The organism is Pseudomonas helleri (assembly GCF_001043025.1).
Lineage (GTDB): Bacteria > Pseudomonadota > Gammaproteobacteria > Pseudomonadales > Pseudomonadaceae > Aquipseudomonas > Aquipseudomonas helleri.
Genome location: NZ_JYLD01000015.1, coordinates 110,785 through 131,624, shown reverse-complemented (window position 1 = coordinate 131,624; position 20,840 = coordinate 110,785). Strand labels below are relative to the sequence as shown.

Annotated in this window: 19 protein-coding genes; 9 read left to right on the top strand and 10 right to left on the bottom strand. The window is 59.4% G+C overall.

Features of this window, described 5'->3' with window-relative positions; all coding sequences use genetic code 11:
• Positions 1-181 precede the first annotated feature (181 nt).
• Positions 182-1,750 (bottom strand): SulP family inorganic anion transporter, encoded by a 1,569-nt coding sequence (locus TU84_RS21310; RefSeq protein ID WP_048372617.1) that lies wholly within the window; start codon positions 1,748-1,750, stop codon positions 182-184.
• Positions 1,751-1,921: 171 nt separating this feature from the next.
• On the opposite strand from TU84_RS21310, the gene TU84_RS21305 reads away from it, so the two are divergent.
• The 5 genes from TU84_RS21305 (at position 1,922) to TU84_RS21285 (ending at position 5,820) form a co-directional block, all read left to right on the top strand.
• Positions 1,922-2,248 (top strand): DOPA 4,5-dioxygenase family protein, encoded by a 327-nt coding sequence (locus TU84_RS21305; protein WP_048372615.1) that lies wholly within the window; start codon positions 1,922-1,924, stop codon positions 2,246-2,248.
• 361 nt (positions 2,249-2,609) lie between these two features.
• On the top strand, positions 2,610-4,571 hold the full coding sequence (betT, locus tag TU84_RS21300) for a choline BCCT transporter BetT (RefSeq protein WP_206540844.1): 1,962 nt from the start codon (positions 2,610-2,612) through the stop codon (positions 4,569-4,571).
• A gap of 401 nt (positions 4,572-4,972) precedes the next feature.
• A complete protein-coding gene (locus TU84_RS21295; protein WP_048372611.1) occupies positions 4,973-5,230 on the top strand; it encodes a hypothetical protein in 258 nt (85 codons plus the stop codon).
• A 73-nt stretch (positions 5,231-5,303) separates the two neighbouring features.
• Positions 5,304-5,549, top strand: a complete 246-nt coding sequence (locus tag TU84_RS21290; RefSeq protein WP_048372609.1) for a type II toxin-antitoxin system prevent-host-death family antitoxin — start codon at positions 5,304-5,306, stop codon at positions 5,547-5,549.
• Positions 5,539-5,820 (top strand): type II toxin-antitoxin system RelE family toxin, encoded by a 282-nt coding sequence (locus TU84_RS21285; RefSeq protein ID WP_048372607.1) that lies wholly within the window; start codon positions 5,539-5,541, stop codon positions 5,818-5,820. Before TU84_RS21290 ends, TU84_RS21285 begins: the two co-directional genes overlap by 11 nt.
• A 354-nt stretch (positions 5,821-6,174) precedes the next feature.
• Here TU84_RS21285 and TU84_RS21280 read toward each other — a convergent pair whose 3' ends face one another.
• Genes TU84_RS21280 through TU84_RS21270 form a run of 3 tightly spaced genes read right to left on the bottom strand, consistent with a single transcriptional unit; the run spans position 6,175 to position 11,392 of the window.
• Positions 6,175-9,237: an efflux RND transporter permease subunit gene (locus TU84_RS21280; RefSeq protein WP_048372605.1), complete on the bottom strand. Its 3,063-nt coding sequence runs from the start codon at positions 9,235-9,237 to the stop codon at positions 6,175-6,177.
• On the bottom strand, positions 9,234-10,304 hold the full coding sequence (locus TU84_RS21275; RefSeq protein WP_048372603.1) for an efflux RND transporter periplasmic adaptor subunit: 1,071 nt from the start codon (positions 10,302-10,304) through the stop codon (positions 9,234-9,236). Before TU84_RS21275 ends, TU84_RS21280 begins: the two co-directional genes overlap by 4 nt.
• Positions 10,301-11,392 (bottom strand): efflux RND transporter periplasmic adaptor subunit, encoded by a 1,092-nt coding sequence (locus TU84_RS21270; RefSeq protein WP_048372601.1) that lies wholly within the window; start codon positions 11,390-11,392, stop codon positions 10,301-10,303. The genes TU84_RS21275 and TU84_RS21270 overlap by 4 nt, the downstream gene beginning before the upstream one ends.
• A gap of 116 nt (positions 11,393-11,508) precedes the next feature.
• Between TU84_RS21270 and TU84_RS21265 the strand changes: the two genes are divergently transcribed.
• Positions 11,509-12,669 carry an AAA family ATPase gene (locus tag TU84_RS21265; protein ID WP_048372600.1) on the top strand — a complete coding sequence of 387 codons (1,161 nt, stop codon included), beginning with the start codon at positions 11,509-11,511 and terminating at the stop codon, positions 12,667-12,669.
• 8 nt (positions 12,670-12,677) lie between these two features.
• Here TU84_RS21265 and TU84_RS25305 read toward each other — a convergent pair whose 3' ends face one another.
• The 4 genes from TU84_RS25305 to TU84_RS21245 all read right to left on the bottom strand — a co-directional run bounded on the left by TU84_RS25305 (position 12,678) and on the right by TU84_RS21245 (position 16,368).
• Positions 12,678-13,718 carry an RHS repeat-associated core domain-containing protein gene (locus TU84_RS25305; protein ID WP_053225285.1) on the bottom strand — a complete coding sequence of 347 codons (1,041 nt, stop codon included), beginning with the start codon at positions 13,716-13,718 and terminating at the stop codon, positions 12,678-12,680.
• Positions 13,719-13,865: 147 nt separating this feature from the next.
• The gene (locus TU84_RS21255; protein WP_048372598.1) at positions 13,866-14,648 is read right to left on the bottom strand and encodes a MetQ/NlpA family ABC transporter substrate-binding protein; all 783 of its coding nucleotides are present in this window, start codon (positions 14,646-14,648) and stop codon (positions 13,866-13,868) included.
• 191 nt (positions 14,649-14,839) lie between these two features.
• A complete protein-coding gene (locus TU84_RS21250; protein WP_048372595.1) occupies positions 14,840-15,736 on the bottom strand; it encodes a sigma 54-interacting transcriptional regulator in 897 nt (298 codons plus the stop codon).
• A 50-nt stretch (positions 15,737-15,786) separates the two neighbouring features.
• On the bottom strand, positions 15,787-16,368 hold the full coding sequence (locus TU84_RS21245) for an alpha/beta hydrolase (RefSeq protein WP_048372593.1): 582 nt from the start codon (positions 16,366-16,368) through the stop codon (positions 15,787-15,789).
• Positions 16,369-16,533: 165 nt separating this feature from the next.
• Here TU84_RS21245 and TU84_RS21240 point away from each other — a divergent pair, with 165 nt between their 5' ends.
• Complete coding sequence (locus TU84_RS21240; protein ID WP_048372591.1) at positions 16,534-17,013, top strand: Mpo1 family 2-hydroxy fatty acid dioxygenase; 480 nt, start codon at positions 16,534-16,536, stop codon at positions 17,011-17,013.
• A gap of 65 nt (positions 17,014-17,078) precedes the next feature.
• Here TU84_RS21240 and TU84_RS21235 read toward each other — a convergent pair whose 3' ends face one another.
• Together TU84_RS21235 and TU84_RS21230 are read right to left on the bottom strand one after the other, a co-directional pair.
• Positions 17,079-17,723 (bottom strand): HAD family hydrolase, encoded by a 645-nt coding sequence (locus tag TU84_RS21235; protein WP_048372589.1) that lies wholly within the window; start codon positions 17,721-17,723, stop codon positions 17,079-17,081.
• A 22-nt stretch (positions 17,724-17,745) separates the two neighbouring features.
• Positions 17,746-18,294 carry a gamma carbonic anhydrase family protein gene (locus TU84_RS21230; protein WP_048372587.1) on the bottom strand — a complete coding sequence of 183 codons (549 nt, stop codon included), beginning with the start codon at positions 18,292-18,294 and terminating at the stop codon, positions 17,746-17,748.
• Positions 18,295-18,465: 171 nt separating this feature from the next.
• Here TU84_RS21230 and prlC point away from each other — a divergent pair, with 171 nt between their 5' ends.
• Both prlC and TU84_RS21220 read left to right on the top strand, forming a co-directional pair.
• Entirely contained in the window at positions 18,466-20,517 is a 2,052-nt protein-coding gene (gene prlC / locus TU84_RS21225; protein WP_048372585.1) for an oligopeptidase A, read from the top strand.
• Positions 20,514-20,792 (top strand): YheV family putative zinc ribbon protein, encoded by a 279-nt coding sequence (locus tag TU84_RS21220; protein ID WP_048372583.1) that lies wholly within the window; start codon positions 20,514-20,516, stop codon positions 20,790-20,792. Before prlC ends, TU84_RS21220 begins: the two co-directional genes overlap by 4 nt.
• Positions 20,793-20,840 lie beyond the last annotated feature (48 nt).

Genomic DNA, 20,840 nt, shown 5'->3' with positions numbered 1-20,840 from the left:
CATAAAATGTTGGCCAGAAGCCGATTATGGCTTCCTAGAATAGGCCTTATACATAGATGCAGCCGGGTGTCAGTGGGCAAAAGCGGGTTGACAGTGGGGGGCGAGTCCATACATAGGAGCGAGCTTGCCTCGCGATCTTTTGATCTTCAAAAAGATCGCGAGGCAAGCTCGCTCCTACAGGTCAGTCCTCAAATAAAATCGGGCACTTGTCCGCGCCTTCCAGCTTCTTCAATTCTTCCACCACCGGCGACCGTGCCCGGCGCAAGGTCAGGCTGCGGCCTAGTCCCAGCAAGCGGCGGGCTTCCTGGTGCAGCATCTCAACCCCCGAATAGTCGATAAAGTTGATGTGCTGCGCCTCGATCACCACCCGCTGCCCCTGGGTGCGTTGCAAACGCACTTGCAAGTAATGGCTGGCGCCGAAAAAAATCGACCCGCCGACCCGCAGTACTTCTTCATCCCCTTCTGTCCATTGCTGGATGCGCGGGCGCGAAGTGCGCTTGAGGTAGAAAAACAGCGACGCCAGCACCCCGGCATAAATCGCTGTTTGCAGCTCCAGCAGCAAGGTCGCGACGCAGGTCAGTGCCATCACCGCGAACTCGGCCCGGCTCACGCGCCACAGCGCCCGAATGCCGCGGGTGTCCACCAACCCCCAACTGATCAGCAAAATACTCCCCGCCATGGCCGGGATCGGGATGTGCGCAATCAGCGCGGAACCGGTGATCGCAAACAGCGCCACCCACAACGCGGAAAACACCCCGGCCAATGGCGAGCGGGCACCCGCTTCGTAGTTGAGCCCCGAGCGGGTGAATGAGCCCGAGGACAAATACCCCGAGAACAAGGCGCCGAACACGTTGGACAAGCCTTGTGCGCGGATCTCCTGATTAGCATCAAGCATTTGCTGCGAACGTGCTGCTATCGAGCGGGCAATCGACAAACTGGTCACCAACCCCAGCATGCCCACCGCAACGGCACTGGGCAGCAGACGCAACAGCGTTTCGATATCCAGCGGCAGCGGGCTAAACGGCGGCAAACGCCCCACAAACGCCTGCACCAACTGCACATGGCCAAACACCGACGGCAGCAGCCACACGGCCAGGCTGGCGAGCACCAGGGTCAACAGCAGCGTCGGCCAACGTGGCAGCCACAGCTTGAGTGCGACGCCCAACAGCACCGTCCCTACCCCGAGCCCCAACGACGCGGGGTCGAAGTCGCGCACATGGCGCAACAGCGTCAGCAGGCTGTCCAGCGCCGTGGCTTTGCCCGGCACATCAACACCCAGCACATTGGGCAACTGGCCCAAGGCAATCACCACCGCCGCGCCAAGGGTGAACCCGACCACCACCGAATGTGAGACAAAATTGGCCAGCGCGCCAAACTTCAGCATCCCCAGCAGCCACTGAAAAATCCCCGCCAAAAACGTCAGCAGCAGGATCAGGCCGATGTAGTCCTGCGTGCCGGGCACCGCCAGCGGGCTGACACTGGCAAACAGCACAATCGAGATGGCCGCCGTCGGCCCGCAGATCAAATGCCACGACGAGCCCCACAAGCACGCAATAATTACTGGCACAATGGCAGCATATAGCCCGTATTCAGGCGGTAAACCTGCAATCAAGGCGTAGGCGATGGACTGCGGCAGTGCCAGAATTGCACCACTCAAGCCCACCAGCGCATCTCGGCCTACGCTTGCGCGGGTTTGTTTGGGCAGCCAATTCAGAAATGGCAGGATGGCAGTGCGGTTGAGCCGGGGCATAACGCTCTCGCTGAGTGTGGGTTTAGAGTGCGCGTGCAAGGTTACCTCTGTGGGAGCGGGCTTGCTCGCGATGGCCTCGCCGCGGATGTTCGCATACACCGCACCGTCTGCATCGCGAGCAAGCCCGCTCCCACATTAATAATGCGTGCAGCACACAATCAAGAGGCGCTTATGCAACGAATCAAGGGCTATCACGCCCACGTCTATTACGACGCCAGCACCATCGACCAGGCGCGCGCCCTGTGCGAAGAAGCGGCGCACCGATTTGGCATCAGCATGGGCCGCGTCCACGAACGCCCGGTCGGTCCGCACCCCGACTGGAGCTGCCAACTGGCCTTCGGCCCCGAACTGCTCGGCATTGTATTGCCCTGGCTGGCTATCAGCCGACACGGGCTGGTGATCTTTCTGCACCCCGACACCGGCAATGACCTGCTGGATCACACCGACCATGCGATCTGGATGGGTGAAATCAGACCGTTGAATTTGGCTATTTTTTGACCAGATAGCGACGTGCTTTGATTTTTTAGAATTTTTTTTCACCCCCTCAAATTCCGCCCGCGACCTACCGTCGGCAAATCCCGGATAGCCCCGTGCCATAACGGCTGAACGTTCGTGCGCGGGCATGTGTCATACCTTGCCATGAGCTAACGTAAGACACGTGTAGCCAAGGGTAGCGATTAGTCCTCACACGCCATCCATGTTTAACTTGAATGCTCGTTCAAGTTAAACCGGTGGTCCGCTGCCCGCTCACAACAGGAGGCTAACCTTTGCCGAACTCGCTCTTTTTACGCCTGTATCATTGCTGCGAGGTGTATTTGCCATGAGTGCACCTTCGACGTCGCAGACGTCTCTCATCCGCATGAACCCGCCGGTTTTCTACTTTGCCGCCGCGTTTATTCTGGTCTTCGGGCTGGTGGTGATTTCATTGCCCGAAGCCGCCGGAGAATGGCTACTGGCAGCACAAAACTGGGCGGCCAATACGGTCGGCTGGTACTACATGCTAGCGATGACCCTGTATCTGATCTTCGTGGTCGTCACCGCCTTGTCCGGCTACGGCAAGATCAAGCTCGGTGCCGACCACGACGAACCTGAGTTCAGTTACCTGTCCTGGGCGGGCATGCTCTTTGCCGCCGGGATCAGCATCACGCTATTTTTCTTTTGTGTGTCAGAACCCCTCACCCACATGCTCAACCCGCCACAAGGCCCGGCCGGTAACGCCGAGGCGGCGCGCCAAGGCATGCAGTTGCTGTTTTTGCACTGGGGTTTGCACGGTTGGGGCGTGTTTGCCTTTGTCGGCATGGCGCTAGCGTACTTTGCCTACCGGCATAACTTGCCGCTGGCGCTGCGTTCGGCGCTGTACCCGCTGATCGGTAAACGCATCAATGGCCCCATCGGCTACGCGGTCGACGGCTTTGGCATCATCGCCACGGTGTTTGGTCTGGGTGCCGACATGGGGTTTGGGGTGTTGCACCTCAACTCCGGGCTCGACTACCTGTTTGGCGTGCCGCACACCCAATGGATTCAGGTGGGGTTGATCACCCTGATGATGGGCGCAGCCATTCTGGTGGCCATCGCGGGCGTCGACAAAGGCGTGCGCGTGATGTCCGACATCAACATGCTGCTGGCCTGTGCGCTGCTGCTGTTCGTGCTGTTCGCAGGGCCGACGCAGCACCTGCTCAACACCCTGATCCAGAACATCGGTGACTATCTGGGCGCGCTGCCGACCAAGAGTTTTGATGTGTATGCCTACAACAAGCCGAGCGACTGGCTGGGCGGCTGGACCGTGTTCTATTGGGCTTGGTGGATCGCATGGTCGCCGTTTGTGGGTCTGTTTATTGCGCGTATCTCCCGTGGCCGGACCATTCGCGAATTCGTCTTTGGCGTGCTGCTGATTCCGCTGGGCTTCACCCTGGCGTGGATGTCTATTTTCGGCAACAGCGCCATCGACCAAGTGCTCAACCACGGCCTGACGGCGTTGGGCCAAGCCGCCATCGACGACCCGTCGCGCGCCTTGTACCTGCTGCTGGAAACCTACCCGTGGAGCAAAACCGTGATCGCCGTAACGGTGTTCATCAGTTTTGTGTTCTTCGTGACCTCGGCCGACTCTGGCACCGTGGTGCTGTCGACCCTCTCGGCGCGTGGCAATAGCGCTGACGAAGATGGCCCCAAATGGCTGCGGGTGTTCTGGGGTGGGATGACCGCGCTGGTGACCAGTGCGCTGTTGTTCTCGGGCAGCATCGACGCGCTCAAGTCGGCGGTGGTTCTGACCTCGCTGCCGTTCTCGCTGATCCTGTTGCTGATGATGTGGGGGCTGCACAAGGCGTTCTACCTGGAATCGCAGAAGAAGATCGCGCAGATGCACTCGCTGGCCCCGGTGGCCGTGTCGCGCCGTGGCCGTGGTGGCTGGCGTCAACGCTTGAGCCAGGCCGTGCACTTCCCGTCGCGGGACGAGGTGTACCGCTTCATGGACACCACGGTGCGCCCGGCGATTGAAGAAGTGAGCGCGGTGTTCCTCGAAAAGGGCCTCAACGTTGTCACCCAGCCTGACCCGGCCAATGACAACGTCAGCCTTGAGATTGGTCATGGTGACCAGCACCCGTTCGTCTACCAGGTGCAAATGCGCGGCTACTTCACGCCATCGTTTGCCCGTGGCGGCATGGGCCCCAAAGAACTGCGTAACCGCCGTTACTACCGGGCTGAAGTGCACCTGAGCGAAGGCAGCCAGGACTACGACCTGATGGGCTACACCAAGGATCAGATCATCAACGACATCCTCGACCAGTACGAACGCCACATGCAGTTCCTGCATTTGGTGCGTTGACCCCCTCGCGAGCAAGCCCGCTCCCACAGGTGTTGCACAGGACCTGTGGGAGCGGGCTTGCTCGCGATTCAGGCAGCGCGATTACAGACCTTTCCCTGACTTGTGTGGGATGAGGCTTGCTCGTGCTTTGGCCCATTGTGGTGCTCGTTGCGGGCTGCCTATAGTTCGCCCCGTCGCTGAATCATCAGCGTTCGGGCGTGCAAGCCTGATCATAGGATTCCAACTTTTCAAAACGCTTGGTAGGCTCCGCGCCTGCACTCAGCGTTATGGCGGTTGTGCGTGGGAGATCTTCGGGTCTGCCGGATTCCTATGGCCGGTCTTGCACACCCGCGCACAGCTGCCACCCTCTTTCTGCGTGCAAGCTGATTGAAGTGGCTCCTTAATTCATAGGAGTTTCCACCATGTCGCATTTCCTCCCGCAAACCGACAATCCTGTCGATTCCAACGTTCTCTTGATTGATACCCAGGCGTCTGTGTCTGCCTTGCTCACCTGTGCTGAGCAGCGCTTTCAGGCGGCGAAGAATTTGTTGCGCAGTTTGTCCCACATGAACGCCTACAGCAGCGATCCGCATGATTTGAGTGCGGTGTGTGAGGCGACGTCGTTGTTGTTGCAAGAAGGCTGCGATGTGCTGGGGGTGTTGGTGTTGCGCGAGGTGTAGCGACTCACTAAATCTTAGGTTGATGCGCCCCTCTAAATAGACCAATATAACGACCTATTTAGAGGGCTAAATTATGCAAAGCGTCTTGGCAGATCGAGCGGTGAGTGTGTCTGAACTCAAGAAAAATCCCTCCGCAGTCATGAATGCTGCCCACGGTGCTCCGGTTGCGGTGCTCAACCACAACCGTGTCATGGGCTACATGGTGCCTGCTGAAGTGTTTGAAGCCATCATGGAGCGTCTGGATGACATGGACCTTGCTGAACTGGTGAAGGCTCGCAGCCAAGAGACGCCTATCCCGGTAAATCTGGATGACTTATAAGCTGGAGTTCCTGCCCACAGCTTTGAAAGAGTGGGAGAAGTTGGGCTATACGCTTCAGCAGCAATTTAAAAAGAAGTTGGTCGAACGATTGGTAAGCCCACGTATAGGGGCTGACGCCCTTCACGGGATGCCCGACTGTTACAAGATCAAGCTTAAATCGGCAGGCTACCGGTTGGTGTACAAAGTCATTGATGAGCGCGTCGTAGTGGCAGTGATTGCTGTCGGGAAACGCGAACGCAGCGCTGTATACGACCGCGCCAAGCAGCGCTAAATAGCGTGTTTGATCGCAATTTATTCACGTTGAAGATCAAAAGATCGCAGGCAAGCCAGCTCCTACAACATTTAGGGTGTTCACCCTTCTGAGGGCTGCCTATAGTTCGCCCCGTCGCTGAATCATCAGCGTTCGGGCGTGCAAGCCTGAATATTGGATTTCAACTTTTCAAAACGCTTGGTAGGCTCCGCGCCTGCGCACAGCTGCCAACCTCTTTTGAACGTGTAGTCGCTGACGAGGCACGAAGGCTGCGATGCGGGCCGCAGGACCGCCGTCTGGGTCGCTACGCAACCCATCGCAGCCTTCGTGCCTCGTCAGCGGCTACAGAGCCAGTGCGAGTTCGCTCCTGCCTGGTCAGTGAATGGCCGGGGGCGGGTTTTTGTTTTCTTTGATGCGGTACCAGGCCACGTACAGGGCCGGCAAGAACAGCAAGGTCAACAAGGTGGCCGAGAAGATGCCGCCGATCATGGCGTAGGCCATCGGGCCCCAGAACACGTCCCGTGCAATCGGGATCATGCCCAGGCTGGCCGCTGCGGCGGTCAGCAGGATGGGCCGACGACGGTGATGCGTGGCCTGGACCACCGCATGCCACGGGTCGAAGCCGTCACGCTCGAACTGGTCGATCTGGGTCACCAGGATCACCGTGTTACGAATGATGATGCCGATCAGCGCCAGGATCCCCAGAATCGCGATAAAGCCCATCGGCGTGCCGGTGGGCACCAGCGCCAACACCACGCCAATCAGGCCCAGCGGCGCGACGCTGACGACGATGAACATTTTCTGCACGCTTTGCAGCTGGATCATCAAAAAGGTCGCCATCAAAAACAGCATCAACGGGATGACTTTGGCGATCGGGCCTTGGGCCTTGGCGCTTTGCTCCACAGTGCCGCCGGTTTCGACTTTGTAGCCTTGTGGCAGTTTGGCGATGAACTCATCGATGGTCGGTTTAAGGTCGTCCACCAGGTCAACCGCCTGAATGTCGCCGCGCACCGCGGCCTTGAGGGTCAAGGTCGGTATGCGGTCACGGCTCCAGACCAGCGGCTGCTCCAGCTCGTAACGCACCGAGGCAAACGCCAGCAACGGGATCGAGGTGCCGCTCGGCGTGGTGATTTGCAGGTTGAGCAGGGTCTCTGGCGTGTTGCGTTCGCTGCCATTGGCCCGGCCGACGATGTCGATCAGGTAGATGCTGTCTTTGACCTGGCTGACGGTGGCGCCGGTGACGATGCTGTTCATCACTTGCGCGACGTCTTCGGACGACAAACCAAACTGGCGGGCCTTGTCTTGCGCGATGTCGACCCGCAGCACTTTGCCTGGTTCGTTCCAGTTGAACAGGGTTTCGCCCACGTTGGGGTTGGCGTCCAGCACGGTGGCCAGGTCGATGGCGTGTTTGCGCACCTGGTCGATGTTCGGGCCGCTCACCCGGTATTGCAGCGGCTGGCCCACGGGCGGGCCCAGTTCCAGGGTGTGCACATAACTGCCAACGCCGACAAACTCTTCACGCAGGCGTTTGTTGAGCCGCTCCATCAACACATCGCGGCTCTCAAGCCCGGTGCTGACGATCACCAACTGGGCGAAGAACGGGTTTTGCAGTTGCTGGTCCAGAGGCAGATAGAAACGGATCGCGCCCTCGCCCACGTAGGTACTCCAGCGCACGATGTCCGGGTCGTCCTTGAGCGAGGCTTCAAAGCGTTGGGTGACTTTGAGGGTTTCCTGGATCGAGGCGTTTTGCGGCAAGTTCAAATCCACCAGGATTTCAGGCCGCTCAGAGGCCGGGAAGAACTGGTTTTGCACAAAGGTCATGCCCACCACCGAGGCCAGGAACATCGCCGCCGTGCCGCCGATGGTCCACCAGCGGTGGGTCATGCACCACAGCAGGCCGGTGTTGAACGCTTGGGCCAGCCGCCCCGGTTTTTCGGACTTGGGTTTAACCTTGGCGGGCAGCACGTGCACGCCCAGCACCGGGGCAAACAGCACCGCCACCATCCATGACACCAGCAGGGCCACGCCAATCACTGCGAACAGGGTGAAGGTGTACTCCCCCGCCGCGCTGTTGTTGAGGCCGATCGGGACAAAGCCCGCCACCGTGACCAAGGTACCGGTAAGCATCGGGAAAGCCGTGGAGTGGTAGGCAAACGTTGCGGCCTGCTGTTTGGTTTCGCCCAGTTCCAGCCGCGAGATCATCATCTCTACCGTGATCATCGCGTCGTCCACCAGCAGGCCCAGGGCGATGATCAACGCGCCCAGCGACACACGCTGCATGGCGATGCCGGTGAATTCCATGAACACGAAAACCAGCGCCAGCACCAGCGGGATCGAGATCGCCACTACCATGCCCGCGCGTAGGCCCAGGCTGATAAAACTCACTGCCAGAACGATGATCACCGCCTCAAACAGCGCGCTGGTGAAGCCGTGTACGGCCACCTGAACCACTTCGGCCTGGTCAGAGACCATGTGCACGCCCACGCCCACCGGCAGTTGCGCGGTCAGTTCGTTGATGCGCTGCTGCAGTTGCTCGCCGAATTCCTGAATGTTGCCGCCCGTGTTCATGGCCACGGCCAGGCCAATGGCCGGCTGGCCGTTGTAATGGAACATCGGCGCGGCCGGGTCGACATAGCCACGGGTAATGTCGGCCACGTCAGCGAGCCGGTAGAAGCGGTTGTTGACCCGCAGGTTGACCGCCTCAAGGTCGGCCACGCTGTGGAACTGGCCGGAGGCGCGCACCGACATGCGCTCTGGTCCGGCTTCAATGACCCCCGCCGGGGTCACGGCGTTTTGCTCTTGCAGGCTTTGCAGAATGTGTTGTTGATCCAGGCCCAGCGCGGCCAGTTTGCGGGTCGAGAAGTCGAGGTAGAAGGTTTCGGCCTGCTCGCCGATGGTCATCATCTTGCCGCGATTGGGGATGTCGCGGATCCCCAGGCGCACTTCTTCGACGTAGTCGCGCAGTTGGCGCATGCTGATGCCGTCGCCGGTAAAGGCGTAAATCGTGCCGTACACATCACCGAACTCATCGTCGAACCCCGGGCCTTGAATGCCTTGGGGGAAGTCGCCGCGAATGTCGCCGATTTTTTTGCGCACCTCGTACCAGATATGCGGGATGAGCTCGGCCTTGGTGGTGTCTTTCAAGAACACAAACACCGTGGACTCGCCCGGCCGGGTGTAGCTCTGGACGTAATCGAGGGTGTCCAGCTCTTCGAGCTTTTTCTCGATACGGTCGGTGATTTGCAGCATGGTGTCATCCACCGTGGCGCCGGGCCACTTGGTCTGAATCACCATGGTTTTGATGGTAAAGCTGGGGTCTTCGGCGCGGCCCAGGTTGAAGTACGAAAAGAACCCGGCAAGCACCGCGACGAACATCAGGTACCACACGAATGACTGATGCTCGAGGGCCCACTCGGACAGGTTGAATTTCCCATTCATTGCGAGCTTTCCTTGTCGAGTCTGACTTTTTGTCCGGGTTTAAGGCTGTAGGCGCCCGCACTGACCACGGCGTCACCGCTGCTGATACCGCCCGAGAGCAACACGGTATTGGCGTCGCGGCGCCATACGGTCACCTCCCGCGTGTTGGCGGTGAGTGTGTGCGGGTCGACGACCCACACGCGGGTTTTGCCGTCGGTTTCTTGCAGGGCGGTCTGCGGCACCTGGAAGTGCTGGGTAATCGGGCTGCTGACCGTGACGCTGATGGAGCTACCGAGGCGGAAGGCCGGTGGGGTCTGGTCCAGGGTTAGCCGCACACGGCGGGTGCGCGTGGCGCTGTCGGCCTGGGGCGCGATTTCGCGAACATGGGCCTTGGTGTTGACGTTCGGGTCGAGTTGGCCTGCGACAAAAAACACCACGTCTTTGGGCAAGGCTTCGGCCAGCGGCGCCGGGAGGTCGATCACCGCTTCTTTGATTTCAGGTCGCGCCAGGGTGGCCACGGCTTCACCGACACTCACCACTTGGCCAGCCTCGACCGCCCAATCGGTGATCACCGCGTCATGGTCTGCACGCAGGTTGCAGTAGCTGAGCTGGTCTTTAGCCTGATTGAGCGCCGCTGACGCTTGTTGCACGGCGGCCTGCGCGGTTTTGAGGTCGGCTTGTGCCGTGTCCAGCTGGGCTTGCGCGCCCACGCCCTGATTGAACAGCTCTTGCTGGCGCCGGGCATTGGCCTGGGCGTTGATCAACTGCGCGCGGGACTTGTCCAGATCGCCTTGCGCGGCGCGCACGTTGTTTTGCTGATCGGTCGGGTCGAGGCTGGCCAAAATATCGCCTTCTTTAACCAACGCGCCAACGTCGTAATAGCGCCGCACGATGCGGCCCGGCACGCGAAAGCCCAAGGTGCTTTCGTAGCGGGCTTCGATATTGCCGGCAAAGCGCCCCAGATGTTGGGTCAGGTCGGGCTTGGCCACCACGTAGAGCACGGGCCTGACGAGTGGCTCAGGCGGCTTTTTTTCAGAGCAGCCCAGCAACAACAGGGCCGCGAAAGGCGCTATCCAGAGACGGTTCATAGTGCCATCCCCCCTGCTGGCGTGGGTGCTATCTCGACCTTCATGCCGGGGTGTAACAACTGTCCGCCTGCGACCACGACTTTTTCTCCGTCCTTGAGGCCATCACTGATGATCACGCTGCCGGTCAGGTAGCGTCCCACGGTGACTTTTTGCAGGCGCGCATTGTTGTCGCCATCGACCACCCACACCGCCGGGTCGCTGACATCTTTGGTCAGGGCTGACCATGGCATTTCAATGCTGCGCTGCGGCGCCGGGCTCAGGTTGACGCTGACAATCGAGCCCAGGTCCATGCCCTTGGGCAGCGAGTCCAGTTGCACCTTGATTTGCAGCGTGCCGCTTTGCGCCGCCACGGCGGGGGTGATCTCACGGATAAAACCGTTGGCCTTGACCGTCGGGTCCTGCAACAGCGTGACTTGCACGGTAGGGTCTTTGGGCGGCTCGATAAACAGCGATTCGTACACGTTGAACACGGCATCGCGGGCGCCATCACGGGCCAGCGAGAACATCGGCATGGTGGCTTGCACCACCTGCCCGACTTCGGCCTGGCGCGCGGTGATCACGCCCGGCGCTTCCGCCACCAGGTTGCTGTAGCTGAGTTGTTCGCGGGCATTGGCCAGTTGCGCTTGCGCCGCCGCCAAGGCGCTTTGTGCGCTCTGCTGAGCCGCATAGGCCGCATCGTATTCGCTTTGGCTGGTGTAGCCCTTTGGCAGCAGCTTTTGCTGGCGCACATAGGCGGCGCGGGTTTGTACCACTTGCGCCTGTTGCGCATACACGCTGGCTTGGGCGGTCTCGACCTGGATTTTTAGGTCTTTGGGGTCTAGGCGCGCCAACACCTGGTTGGCCTGAATGTGATCACCGACATCGACCTTGCGCTCGATGATCTTGCCGCCGACCCGAAAGGACAGCTGGGTTTCGACCCGTGCCTGAATGTCGCCACTGAGCGCAATGGGAGGTGCATAGTCGCGGCTGGTAACTTCTTGTATATAAACCCGTGGTGATAAAGGCTCTTTGGGGCCTTCTTTACCGCAAGCCGTCAGGAGCGCCAAAAGGCTTAAGCCCCAAGCACACTTGATTCGTGGACCAGCCATGCAGACTCCTTTGCTTGGTGCTCAGTGATCGAGACAATACGACACATAGCGTAGAACAGGGTTCAGACTTTGTGGGACTCTGTGCACGCCTTTCCCATCTGTTTTGAGGTCACCCAATGCTCACCACTCTGGCGGTGGCCAACTATCGCTCCATCAACCAGTTGATCGTCCCGCTGGCGCGGCTCAATTTGATCACCGGCCCCAATGGCAGCGGTAAATCCAATCTGTACCGTGCGCTGCGTTTGCTGGCCGAGACGGCTCAGGGCGGGGTGGTCAATGCGCTGGCCCGTGAAGGCGGGCTGGAGTCGACGTTCTGGGCGGGGCCCGAGGTGGTGTCGCGGCGCATGAAGTCTGGCGAGGTGGCCATCGAGGGCGGCCCGCGCAACAAGGTCAAGCGCTTGCGCATGGGCTTTGCGGCCGAAGATTTCAGCTACGCCATCGCCTTGGGGGTGTCGCCGCCTGAGCTGTCAGCGTTTACCCTCGACCCGCAAATCAAACACGAAAGCATTTGGGTGGGCCCCAGCTACCGCCCGGCCAGTGAGCTGGTGGAGCGCAATGGTCCGATGATCCGTGCCCGTACTGAGCGCAGTTGGCAGGTGCTGGCGCAGCACACGCCGATGTTCGACAGCTTGTTCGATCAAGTTGGCAGCTTGCAGGCCTCGCCTGAAGTGCTGCGGCTGCGGGAGTCGATTCGCGGTTGGCGCTTTTATGATCACTTTCGCACCGACCCTGATGCGCCGGTGCGTCAGCCGCAGTTGGGCACGCGCACACCGGTGTTGCACCACGATGGCCGCGACCTGGCTGCGGCCCTGCAAACCATCCTCGAAATGGGCGACCCGCAAGTCCTGCACAGCGCCATCAGTGACGCCTTCCCCGGCGCGCGGCTGGAGATCAATGCGATGCCCGGTGGGCGCTTTGCTGTCGAGTTCTATCAAGAAGGTTTGTTGCGGCCATTGTCGGCGGCGGAGTTGTCGGACGGTACCTTGCGTTACCTGCTACTGGTGGCTGCCCTGCTCACGCCGCGCCCGCCGACGCTGATGGTGCTCAACGAGCCCGAAACCAGCCTGCACCCCGACCTGCTGCCCGCGCTGGCGCGGTTGATCATTCGCACCTCGCACCACTCCCAGGTGTGGGTGGTGTCCCACGCCCGGCGGCTGATTGCCGCCTTGCAGCAAGACCCGGAGTGCAACTGCATCGTGCTGGAAAAAAACCTCGGCCAGACCGAGGTCGTTGGGCAACGCATGCTGGATCAACCGGCTTGGCATTGGGCGGATTGATAGAGCGATCACGCCCGTCGTATTCGATCTGCCCAAGATAGAACTCCGGGAGGGGGTGTATTGATATCGCGCACGTATAGCGTGGGCATTGGCAGTTCGGAGGTGTTCTCTTCGGTGATTCGTTTAGCAAAGTGTGGCGAGGTTGAGCTCGATGTTGAGGAAATAGAGTTTCTTGGGGGACGCGGCGGTGGGGAGTTTTTACCCATTAACTTGGCAACTCTCTTAGCTCTGGCTGCCGCTCTAATGCCACTCCAGCCCAGCTTAGTGGCCAAGCCAGAGCTGCTTAAACCTAAAATGGCCAAGGCTATGCCCACCGAGGTCATTTCAGTGCTGCCTGTGTTGTTATGTTCCGCTGCCATGCTCAATCGAACCGTGCCGACAATACCTGCGGAGGCTGTAAACCCCACACCAGCGACCTTCGCAAGATCAACGGCCTTGATGGGGCCAGCTTTTAACGCTTTGAAGGATGCGTAAAAGCCCACAGAGGGAATTGCTCCGACCGCTGTCCCGCTCAACCCAATAACTGACAGGACGATAGGGGCTATCAAGGCAAAGGAAATCTGCCCATTGGGATCTACCCGGTTCACCGGATCACCCAGGCAATAGCAGTAGGGGTTCAACCCGCCGGCACCAAACGGGCTTAACGTATCGGGGCTGTTAAAGCGCATCAACACGGGGTTGTACGCGCGGTGACCGTTGCCTAACAGATAGTGGCCGGTCAACGGATCGTGGGCTTCTCCGTTAAACCCCAACAGCCCCTGTTGCCCACGATGATGGCCATACGGGGTGTAAGCCCGCGGGTAATGGTGTGCGCCGTTGAGAGAGTGCAGCACGCTGCGTTGCAGGTCGGTGCCCAGCAACAGCGTTGCGGTTGTGTGTTTTTCAGCCAGCAACTGGTCGTGGTGCTGAAAGATTGTCTGGCTGTGTTCACCCTGGCGTGCAGTGCTCAAGCGCTCAAGATGATAAAAACGCTGCGTCGAGGGCTGCGCGCCCATTGTCGTTGTTGTTAAGCGATCCAGAGGGTCGTAGGCATAGCGTTTAAGAGGCATGTGGGTTGGCTCTTTGCTGAATGTCCCCCAGCTTTGCTCCAATGCCAGACCTTGCCTACCTGTTAACTCTGCTAGGTACTTTTGCCAAATACTAAAAAACGCCGACGCTGTAGGAGCCGTCGGCGTTTTGTGTGAGCGGGAGTTGAATTAGAACGCAGGCACCACGGCGCCTTGGTACTTCTTCTCGATAAACGCTTTGACTTCAGGGCTGGTCAGCGCTTTGGACAGCTTTTGGATTGCGTCGCTGTCTTTGTTGTCCGGGCGAGCCACCAGGAAGTTCACGTAAGGCGAATCAGAGCCTTCAATGATCAGCGCGTCTTTGGCCGGGTTCAGGCCCGCTTCCAGCGCGTAGTTGGTGTTGATCATGTCCAGGTCAACCTGGTCCAGCACGCGTGGCAGCAATGCTGACTCAAGCTCTTTGAACTTGAAGTTGTGCGGGTTTTTAGCGATGTCTTTCGGGGTGGCCACCGCGTTGGTCGGGTCTTTCAGTTCGATCAGACCGGCCTTTTGCAGCAGGATCAATGCACGGCCGCTGTTGCTGCCTTCGTTAGGGATCGCGATGGTTGCGCCATCCTTGAGCTCTGACAGGTTTTTAACTTTTTTGGAGTAACCACCAAACGGTTCAACGTGAACGCCGACCACGGTCACCAGGTTGGTGCCTTTGCCTTTGTTAAAGCTTTCGAGGTACGGCAGGGTCTGAAAGTAGTTGGCGTCCAGACGCTTCTCTGCGACTTGTACGTTCGGCTGCACGTAGTCGGTGAAGACTTTAATGTCCAGATCCACGCCTTCTTTGGCGAGGGTCGGTTTGATCAACTCAAGGATTTCAGCGTGAGGAATCGGGGTCGCAGCGACCACCAATTTTTCGTTAGCCTGTGCCAGGCCTGCCGTCAAAGCAGCCGCCAATGCGGTAAACAACAGAACCTTTTTCATGCAATATCCTTAAGAAGTGACCGTTCTGGTAACGGTTTTATTGGAGTCGGGGCGAAAGATACCGACTTTCTTTATTCCAGAACAATAATATTTGTTCATTCGCTTAGATCATTTGGTTCTTTAAATCTCTCCCTGTAGGAGCGAGCTTGCCTCGCGATCTTTTGATCGTCTAAAAGATCGCGAGATGGGGGTTATGCCAGCAGCTGTTTCAGCGCCGCCAGCTCCTGCGCCGTTGCGCCTTTAATAAAGTGCTCAATCTGCCCCAGGCTGTCAGGCAGGTTTAAATGCTCGGGGCGGATCTCTTCGCCGGTGCTCACCAGCAGCGCAAAGTGGATGACGTTCTCCAGCTCACGGGTATTGCCGGGCCATGTGTGGCGCTCCAATACCCGTTGCGCGCTGTCACTGATAAATGGCACCGGCAGGTTGAGGCGCTGGCTGTAGATGCCTAAAAAGTATTCGGCCAACGACAAAATATCCCCCGGCCGCTCGCGCAAAGCGGGCAACGGCAGTTGCCCCTCGCTGAGGTAGTGATACAGCCGCTCGTGAAATTTGCCAGCCTGTACCGCCTGAGCCAGGTCGATGCTGGTGGCCGCCACCAGGCGCACATCCACCGGGCTGGGCTGATGAGCGCCGACCCGCGTGACTTCGTGGGTTTCCAGTGCAGCCAGCAATTTGACCTGAATGCCCAGCGGCAAATCACCTATCTCATCCAGGTACAGCGTGCCGCCATTGGCTGAGCCGAACCAGCCGGCACGGCTGCTGGCCGAACTGCTGTGGCTGCCGGGGGCGTAACCGAACAACTCGGCATCGGCGTAGGTGGGGCTGATCGCGCCGCAATTAACAGACACAAACAAACCGGTGCGGTCGCTGGCGCGGTGGATATGCCGGGCCAACAGCTCTTTACCGGTGCCGGTTTCGCCGCGAATCAAGACCGGCAGCGCGCGCGGCGCCAGCAGTTCCAGGTCATCACGCAATTGGCGCGAACGCGGGTCGACAAACACCAGCGCTTTGGCGCGAATGCTCAGCGGGCTTTTTTCGGCGTCGGGGAAGGTCAGCAGGGGCTGTCCAAAGGTTTCATGCAGACTCATGGCGGGCTCCCGCCCGCCGCCGATGGGTGGGCGCGGGCGTTACAAAAAATTCAGGCGCGGCGCAGGGCACCGTGCTCAATACGGGTTTGCAGGCGATACAAAAAGGCGAAGCCTTGCTCCCAGCGTTGGTGGCCAGACTTGACGTTGATATGTCCGGCGCCGCTGAGAATGCCGACCTCGGCGCCCCAATGGCGGGCAAACTCCATGGCGCGAGGCGCGCTGGCCGCGGCATCGTTGTCAGAGCCGACGACTTGGCTCGGGAACGGCAGGGTTTGCGTCGGGATCGGGGCAAAGTTACGCAACGCAGGGGCGCAGGTGGGGCGTTCGACATCTGCCGGGGCGACCAGCAAGGCACCGCGCACCTGGCTCAGCAAGCTGGCGGGGGCACGTTCGGCCCAATGCGCGACGGTGATGCAACCCAGGCTGTGGGCAATCAGAATGACCGGTGTGCTGTCGGCGGCAATCGCCTCGGCCAGCGCGGCAATCCAGTCTTCGCGGCGTGGCGTCAACCAGTCGGCCTGTTCCACCCGGGCACTGTTCGGCAAGCTGTTTTGCCAGTGGGTTTGCCAATGATCGTCAGACGAACCTTGCCAACCCGGCACTATCAAATAGCGAATCGATTCATTGCCCATGGCTGTGCGCCTCCAGCGGTATGTGTGTTACCGAGTCAGTATAGGGACGGTTTTTAGATTCGCTAAGGAATAAGAAGCTATTTGTTAATAACCAAAAAACCATCGCCGTTCAGAACGCGCAGGCGTATTACACTCAATGCGTTGCCCACCCTGCGAGCTACCGCCATGAAAAGCCTGGTTGATCATCTGAGCCAATACGCCGCTTATCACCGTGACAAACGCAATATTGTTAGCCACTTTGTGGGCATCCCGTTGATTGTGATTGCCGTGGCGGTGCTGTTGTCGCGACCGCAATGGGCGGGTATTTCACCTGCGGTGTTAGTGATGATCGCCAGTGCGGTGTTTTACCTGCGCCTTGAGCTGCGCTTGGGGTTATTGATGACCGTGTTGCTGGGGCTGGCGGTCTGGCTCGGGTACACCTTGGCGGCGCTGAGCACGGGCGCGTGGATGAGCTGGGGGGTTGGGCTGTTTGTGGTCGGCTGGGTGATCCAGTTCGTGGGGCATTATTACGAAGGGCGTAAGCCTGCGTTTATCGACGACGTTACCGGGCTGATAGTCGGGCCGTTGTTTGTGGTGGTGGAGTTGGGTTTTCTGCTGGGCTGGCGCCAGGATTTGCAGCGCGAAATCGACGCACGAATCGTGTAGGAGCGAGCTTGCCTAGCGATCTTTTGATCGTTTAAAAGATCGCGATCAAGCCCGCTCCAACCGATTTATCTAAACGCCTGGTGCAGCTGTGCCAGCGTCTCAAAGTGGTAGGTGGGCGCGTGCGCGCTCAGCTCTTCGAAGCTGCCAAAGCCGTAGCCCACGGCCGCCGCGTCCAGGCCGTTGTGGCTGGCGCCGATGAGGTCGTGCTTGCGGTCACCGATCATCAGGGTCTGCGCCGGGTCCAACTTTTCTTCGGCCATCAGGTGAGCAATCAGCTCGACCTTGTTGGTGCGCGTGCCGTCCAGCTCGCTGCCGTAAATCTCTTTGAAGTGCTTGGCGAAGTCAAAGTGCCGGGCGATTTCGCGGGCGTAAATCTGCGGCTTCGAGGTGGCGATGAACAGCTGGCGGCCTTGGCCCACCAGTTCTTCAAGCAGCGGCGTAATACCCTCAAACACCTGATTTTCGTACAGGCCTTTGACCGAGAAACGCTCACGGTAAAAGCCCACGGCTTCCCATGCCTGGGCTTCGCTGAAGCCGTAAAACTCGATAAAGGCTTGCAGCAACGGCGGGCCGATAAAGTGTTCGAGTTTGCGCAGGTCTGGCTCCTCAATGCCCATTTTGCTCAATCCATACTGGATAGAACGGGTGATGCCTTCGCGTGGGTCGGTCAGGGTGCCGTCGAGGTCGAACAATACGTTTTGATACTGCATGCAGGGCTCCAAAATAGGCGGCTTAAACGGGCTGGTCGTAGCCTTCGGCCAAGTGCTGGTCTTTGAGTTTTACGTAGTTGCCAGCGCTGTAGGTAAAAAAGGCTTTCTCTTTTTCAGTCAGTTCACGCACTTGCTTGACCGGGCTGCCGACATACAAAAAGCCGCTTTGCAGGCGTTTGCCCGGAGGCACCAGGCTGCCCGCGCCCACGATCACGTCATCTTCAATCACCGCCCCGTCCATCACGATGCTGCTCATGCCGATCAAAATCCGGCTGCCCACAGTGCAGCCATGCAGCATGACCTTGTGCGCGATGGTCACGTCATCGCCGATCAGCAGCGGGAAACCTTCAGGGTTGAACGGCCCGGCGTGGGTGATGTGCAGCACGCAGCCGTCTTGCACGCTGGTGCGCGCACCGATACGGATGCGGTGCATATCGCCGCGAATCACGGTCAATGGCCAGATCGAACTGTCGGCGCCGATCTCGACGTCGCCAATCACCACGGCCGAACGGTCGACAAAGGCGCGCTCGCCCACGGTAGGTGTGTGCTGCTGGAACGGACGGATGGACACAAATAGCTTCCTTCTTTAGCAGTAATAGGGCGTTACAGGGCTGCGGTAACGGTCGATTGTAATTAAGATGGCCCAAGGTCTGCTGACGTTTCATTACAACGAGGTGAGTGGTTCAGTTTTTGCAATGAAACCTCAACAGATCTTCACTTTCTTCTAGCCAAGGTGCCAAACGTGAGCGAGAAAAACCCTCTATTGCAGCCCTACGACCTGCCGCCGTTTTCGGCGATCCGTCCTGAGCACGTCCAGCCGGCCATCGAGCAGATCCTCGCGGACAACCGTGCTGGCATTCAAAAGATCCTCGCCGATCAAGGCAAGAACCCGACGTGGGCCGGTCTGGTGCTGGCGATGGATGAGTTGAACGACCGTCTGGGCGCCGCCTGGAGCCCGGTCAGCCACTTGAACGCGGTGTGCAACAGCACTGAGCTGCGTGAAGCTTACGAGGCGTGCTTGCCTGCATTGAGCGCCTACTCCACCGAGATGGGCCAGAACCGTGAGCTGTTCCAGGCCTTCGAAGCCTTGGCCCACAGCCCGCAAGTGGCTGACTTTGATCAGGCACAAAAGACCATTCTTGAACACTCGCTGCGCGATTTCCGCTTGTCGGGTATTGATCTGCCAGAAGCCGAGCAGAAGCGCTACGCCGAAGTGCAGAGCAAGCTGTCTGAGTTGGGCAGCAAGTTCTCCAACCAGTTGCTGGACGCGACCCAGGCCTGGACCAAGCACATCACCGACGAAGCTGCGCTGGCAGGCCTGACCGAATCGGCCAAGGCGCAAATGGCCGCGGCTGCACAGGCTAAAGGGCTGGATGGCTGGTTGATCTCGCTCGAGTTCCCAAGCTACTACCCGGTCATGACCTACGCCGAAGACCGCGCCCTGCGCGAAGAAGTCTACGCCGCCTACTGCACCCGCGCGTCGGACCAAGGCCCGAATGCCGGTCAGTTTGATAACGGTCCGGTGATGGAACAGATCCTCGATCTGCGTCAGGAACTGGCCAAGTTGCTGGGTTTTGGCAGCTTTGCAGAGCTGAGCCTGGCCACCAAAATGGCTGAAACGCCGGATCAGGTGCTGACCTTCCTGCGTGACCTGGCCAAGCGCACCAAGCCGTTTGCGGCGCGTGACCTTGAGCAACTGCAAGCCTATGCCAGCGAGCAAGGCTGCGACGAACTGAAAAGCTGGGACACCGGTTTCTTCGGCGAAAAACTGCGCGAGCAGCGTTACAGCGTGTCGCAAGAAGCCCTGCGCGCCTACTTCCCGATCGACAAAGTGCTGGATGGCTTGTTCGCCATCGTGCATCGCCTGTACGGCATCGACATTGCTGAAATCAAAGGCTTCGACACCTGGCATCCCGATGTTCGCCTGTTCGAAATCAAAGAAAACGGCCAGCACATCGGGCGTTTCTTCTTTGACCTGTACGCCCGCGCCAACAAGCGCGGTGGTGCCTGGATGGACGGCGCCCGTGACCGTCGCCGCACCGCAGCCGGCGAGCTGCAAAGCCCGGTAGCCAACCTGGTGTGTAACTTCACCCCGGCCGTTGCGGGCAAGCCTGCACTGCTGACCCACGACGAAGTGACCACCCTGTTCCACGAGTTCGGTCATGGCCTGCACCACATGCTGACCGAGATCGAACACGCAGGCGTGTCCGGTATCAACGGCGTGGCGTGGGATGCGGTCGAGCTGCCAAGCCAGTTCATGGAAAACTGGTGCTGGGAGCCGGAAGGCCTGGCGCTGATCTCCGGCCACTATGAAACCGGCGAAGCGCTGCCAAAAGACCTGCTGGATAAAATGCTCGCGGCCAAGAACTTCCAGTCCGGCCTGATGATGGTGCGTCAGCTGGAGTTCTCGCTGTTTGACTTCGAACTGCACGCCACCCACGGCGATGGCCGCAGCGTTGCCCAAGTGCTGGACGGCATCCGTGATGAGGTTTCGGTCATGCGCCCACCGGCGTACAACCGCTTCCCCAACAGCTTCGCGCACATCTTTGCAGGCGGTTACGCGGCGGGTTACTACAGCTACAAATGGGCTGAAGTGTTGTCGGCGGATGCGTTCTCGCGCTTTGAAGAAGAAGGCGTGTTCAACCCGCACACCGGCAAGGCATTCCGCCAGGCCATTCTGGCGCGTGGTGGCTCGCTGGCCCCAATGGAACTGTTCAAGGACTTCCGTGGCCGTGAGCCGTCGATTGACGCCTTGTTGCGCCACAGCGGCCTGACCGAGGACGCGGCAGCATGAGTGATGCACCGGTAAACGTGACAAAAAAACGCTTTATCGCCGGGGCTGTCTGCCCGGCGTGCAGCGAGCCTGACAAGCTGATGATGTGGAACGAAAACGACGTGCCGCACCGCGAATGCGTGGCCTGCGGCTACTCCGACACGCTGAATGAGCAAGGTCTGTCGGTGCCGAAGGAATTGGGCACGCGGGTCAACACCTCGGCACTGAAAAAACCACCGACCCCGAACGTTCAGGCGGTGCAGTTCTTTCCCAATCCGAAGCTGAAAAAGCCTTAAAAGCTTTACGAAAATCCTGTAGTCGCTGACGAAGCATGAGGCTGCGAT

Bases quoted from the DNA above. Each gene is read 5' to 3' on its own strand.
- TU84_RS21285 (WP_048372607.1), top strand. From the start codon at position 5,539: ATGACTTATAAGCTGGAGTTCCTGCCCACAGCTTTGAAAGAGTGGGAG.
- TU84_RS25305 (WP_053225285.1), bottom strand. From the start codon at position 13,718: ATGCCTCTTAAACGCTATGCCTACGACCCTCTGGATCGCTTAACAACA.
- TU84_RS21295 (WP_048372611.1), top strand. From the start codon at position 4,973: ATGTCGCATTTCCTCCCGCAAACCGACAATCCTGTCGATTCCAACGTT.
- TU84_RS21305 (WP_048372615.1), top strand. From the start codon at position 1,922: ATGCAACGAATCAAGGGCTATCACGCCCACGTCTATTACGACGCCAGC.
- TU84_RS21250 (WP_048372595.1), bottom strand. From the start codon at position 15,736: ATGAGTCTGCATGAAACCTTTGGACAGCCCCTGCTGACCTTCCCCGAC.
- TU84_RS21245 (WP_048372593.1), bottom strand. From the start codon at position 16,368: ATGGGCAATGAATCGATTCGCTATTTGATAGTGCCGGGTTGGCAAGGT.
- betT (WP_206540844.1), top strand. From the start codon at position 2,610: ATGAACCCGCCGGTTTTCTACTTTGCCGCCGCGTTTATTCTGGTCTTC.
- TU84_RS21275 (WP_048372603.1), bottom strand. From the start codon at position 10,304: ATGAACCGTCTCTGGATAGCGCCTTTCGCGGCCCTGTTGTTGCTGGGC.
- TU84_RS21310 (WP_048372617.1), bottom strand. From the start codon at position 1,750: ATGCCCCGGCTCAACCGCACTGCCATCCTGCCATTTCTGAATTGGCTG.
- TU84_RS21255 (WP_048372598.1), bottom strand. From the start codon at position 14,648: ATGAAAAAGGTTCTGTTGTTTACCGCATTGGCGGCTGCTTTGACGGCA.
- TU84_RS21235 (WP_048372589.1), bottom strand. From the start codon at position 17,723: ATGCAGTATCAAAACGTATTGTTCGACCTCGACGGCACCCTGACCGAC.
- TU84_RS21280 (WP_048372605.1), bottom strand. From the start codon at position 9,237: ATGAATGGGAAATTCAACCTGTCCGAGTGGGCCCTCGAGCATCAGTCA.
- TU84_RS21240 (WP_048372591.1), top strand. From the start codon at position 16,534: ATGAAAAGCCTGGTTGATCATCTGAGCCAATACGCCGCTTATCACCGT.
- TU84_RS21220 (WP_048372583.1), top strand. From the start codon at position 20,514: ATGAGTGATGCACCGGTAAACGTGACAAAAAAACGCTTTATCGCCGGG.
- TU84_RS21270 (WP_048372601.1), bottom strand. From the start codon at position 11,392: ATGGCTGGTCCACGAATCAAGTGTGCTTGGGGCTTAAGCCTTTTGGCG.
- TU84_RS21265 (WP_048372600.1), top strand. From the start codon at position 11,509: ATGCTCACCACTCTGGCGGTGGCCAACTATCGCTCCATCAACCAGTTG.
- TU84_RS21290 (WP_048372609.1), top strand. From the start codon at position 5,304: ATGCAAAGCGTCTTGGCAGATCGAGCGGTGAGTGTGTCTGAACTCAAG.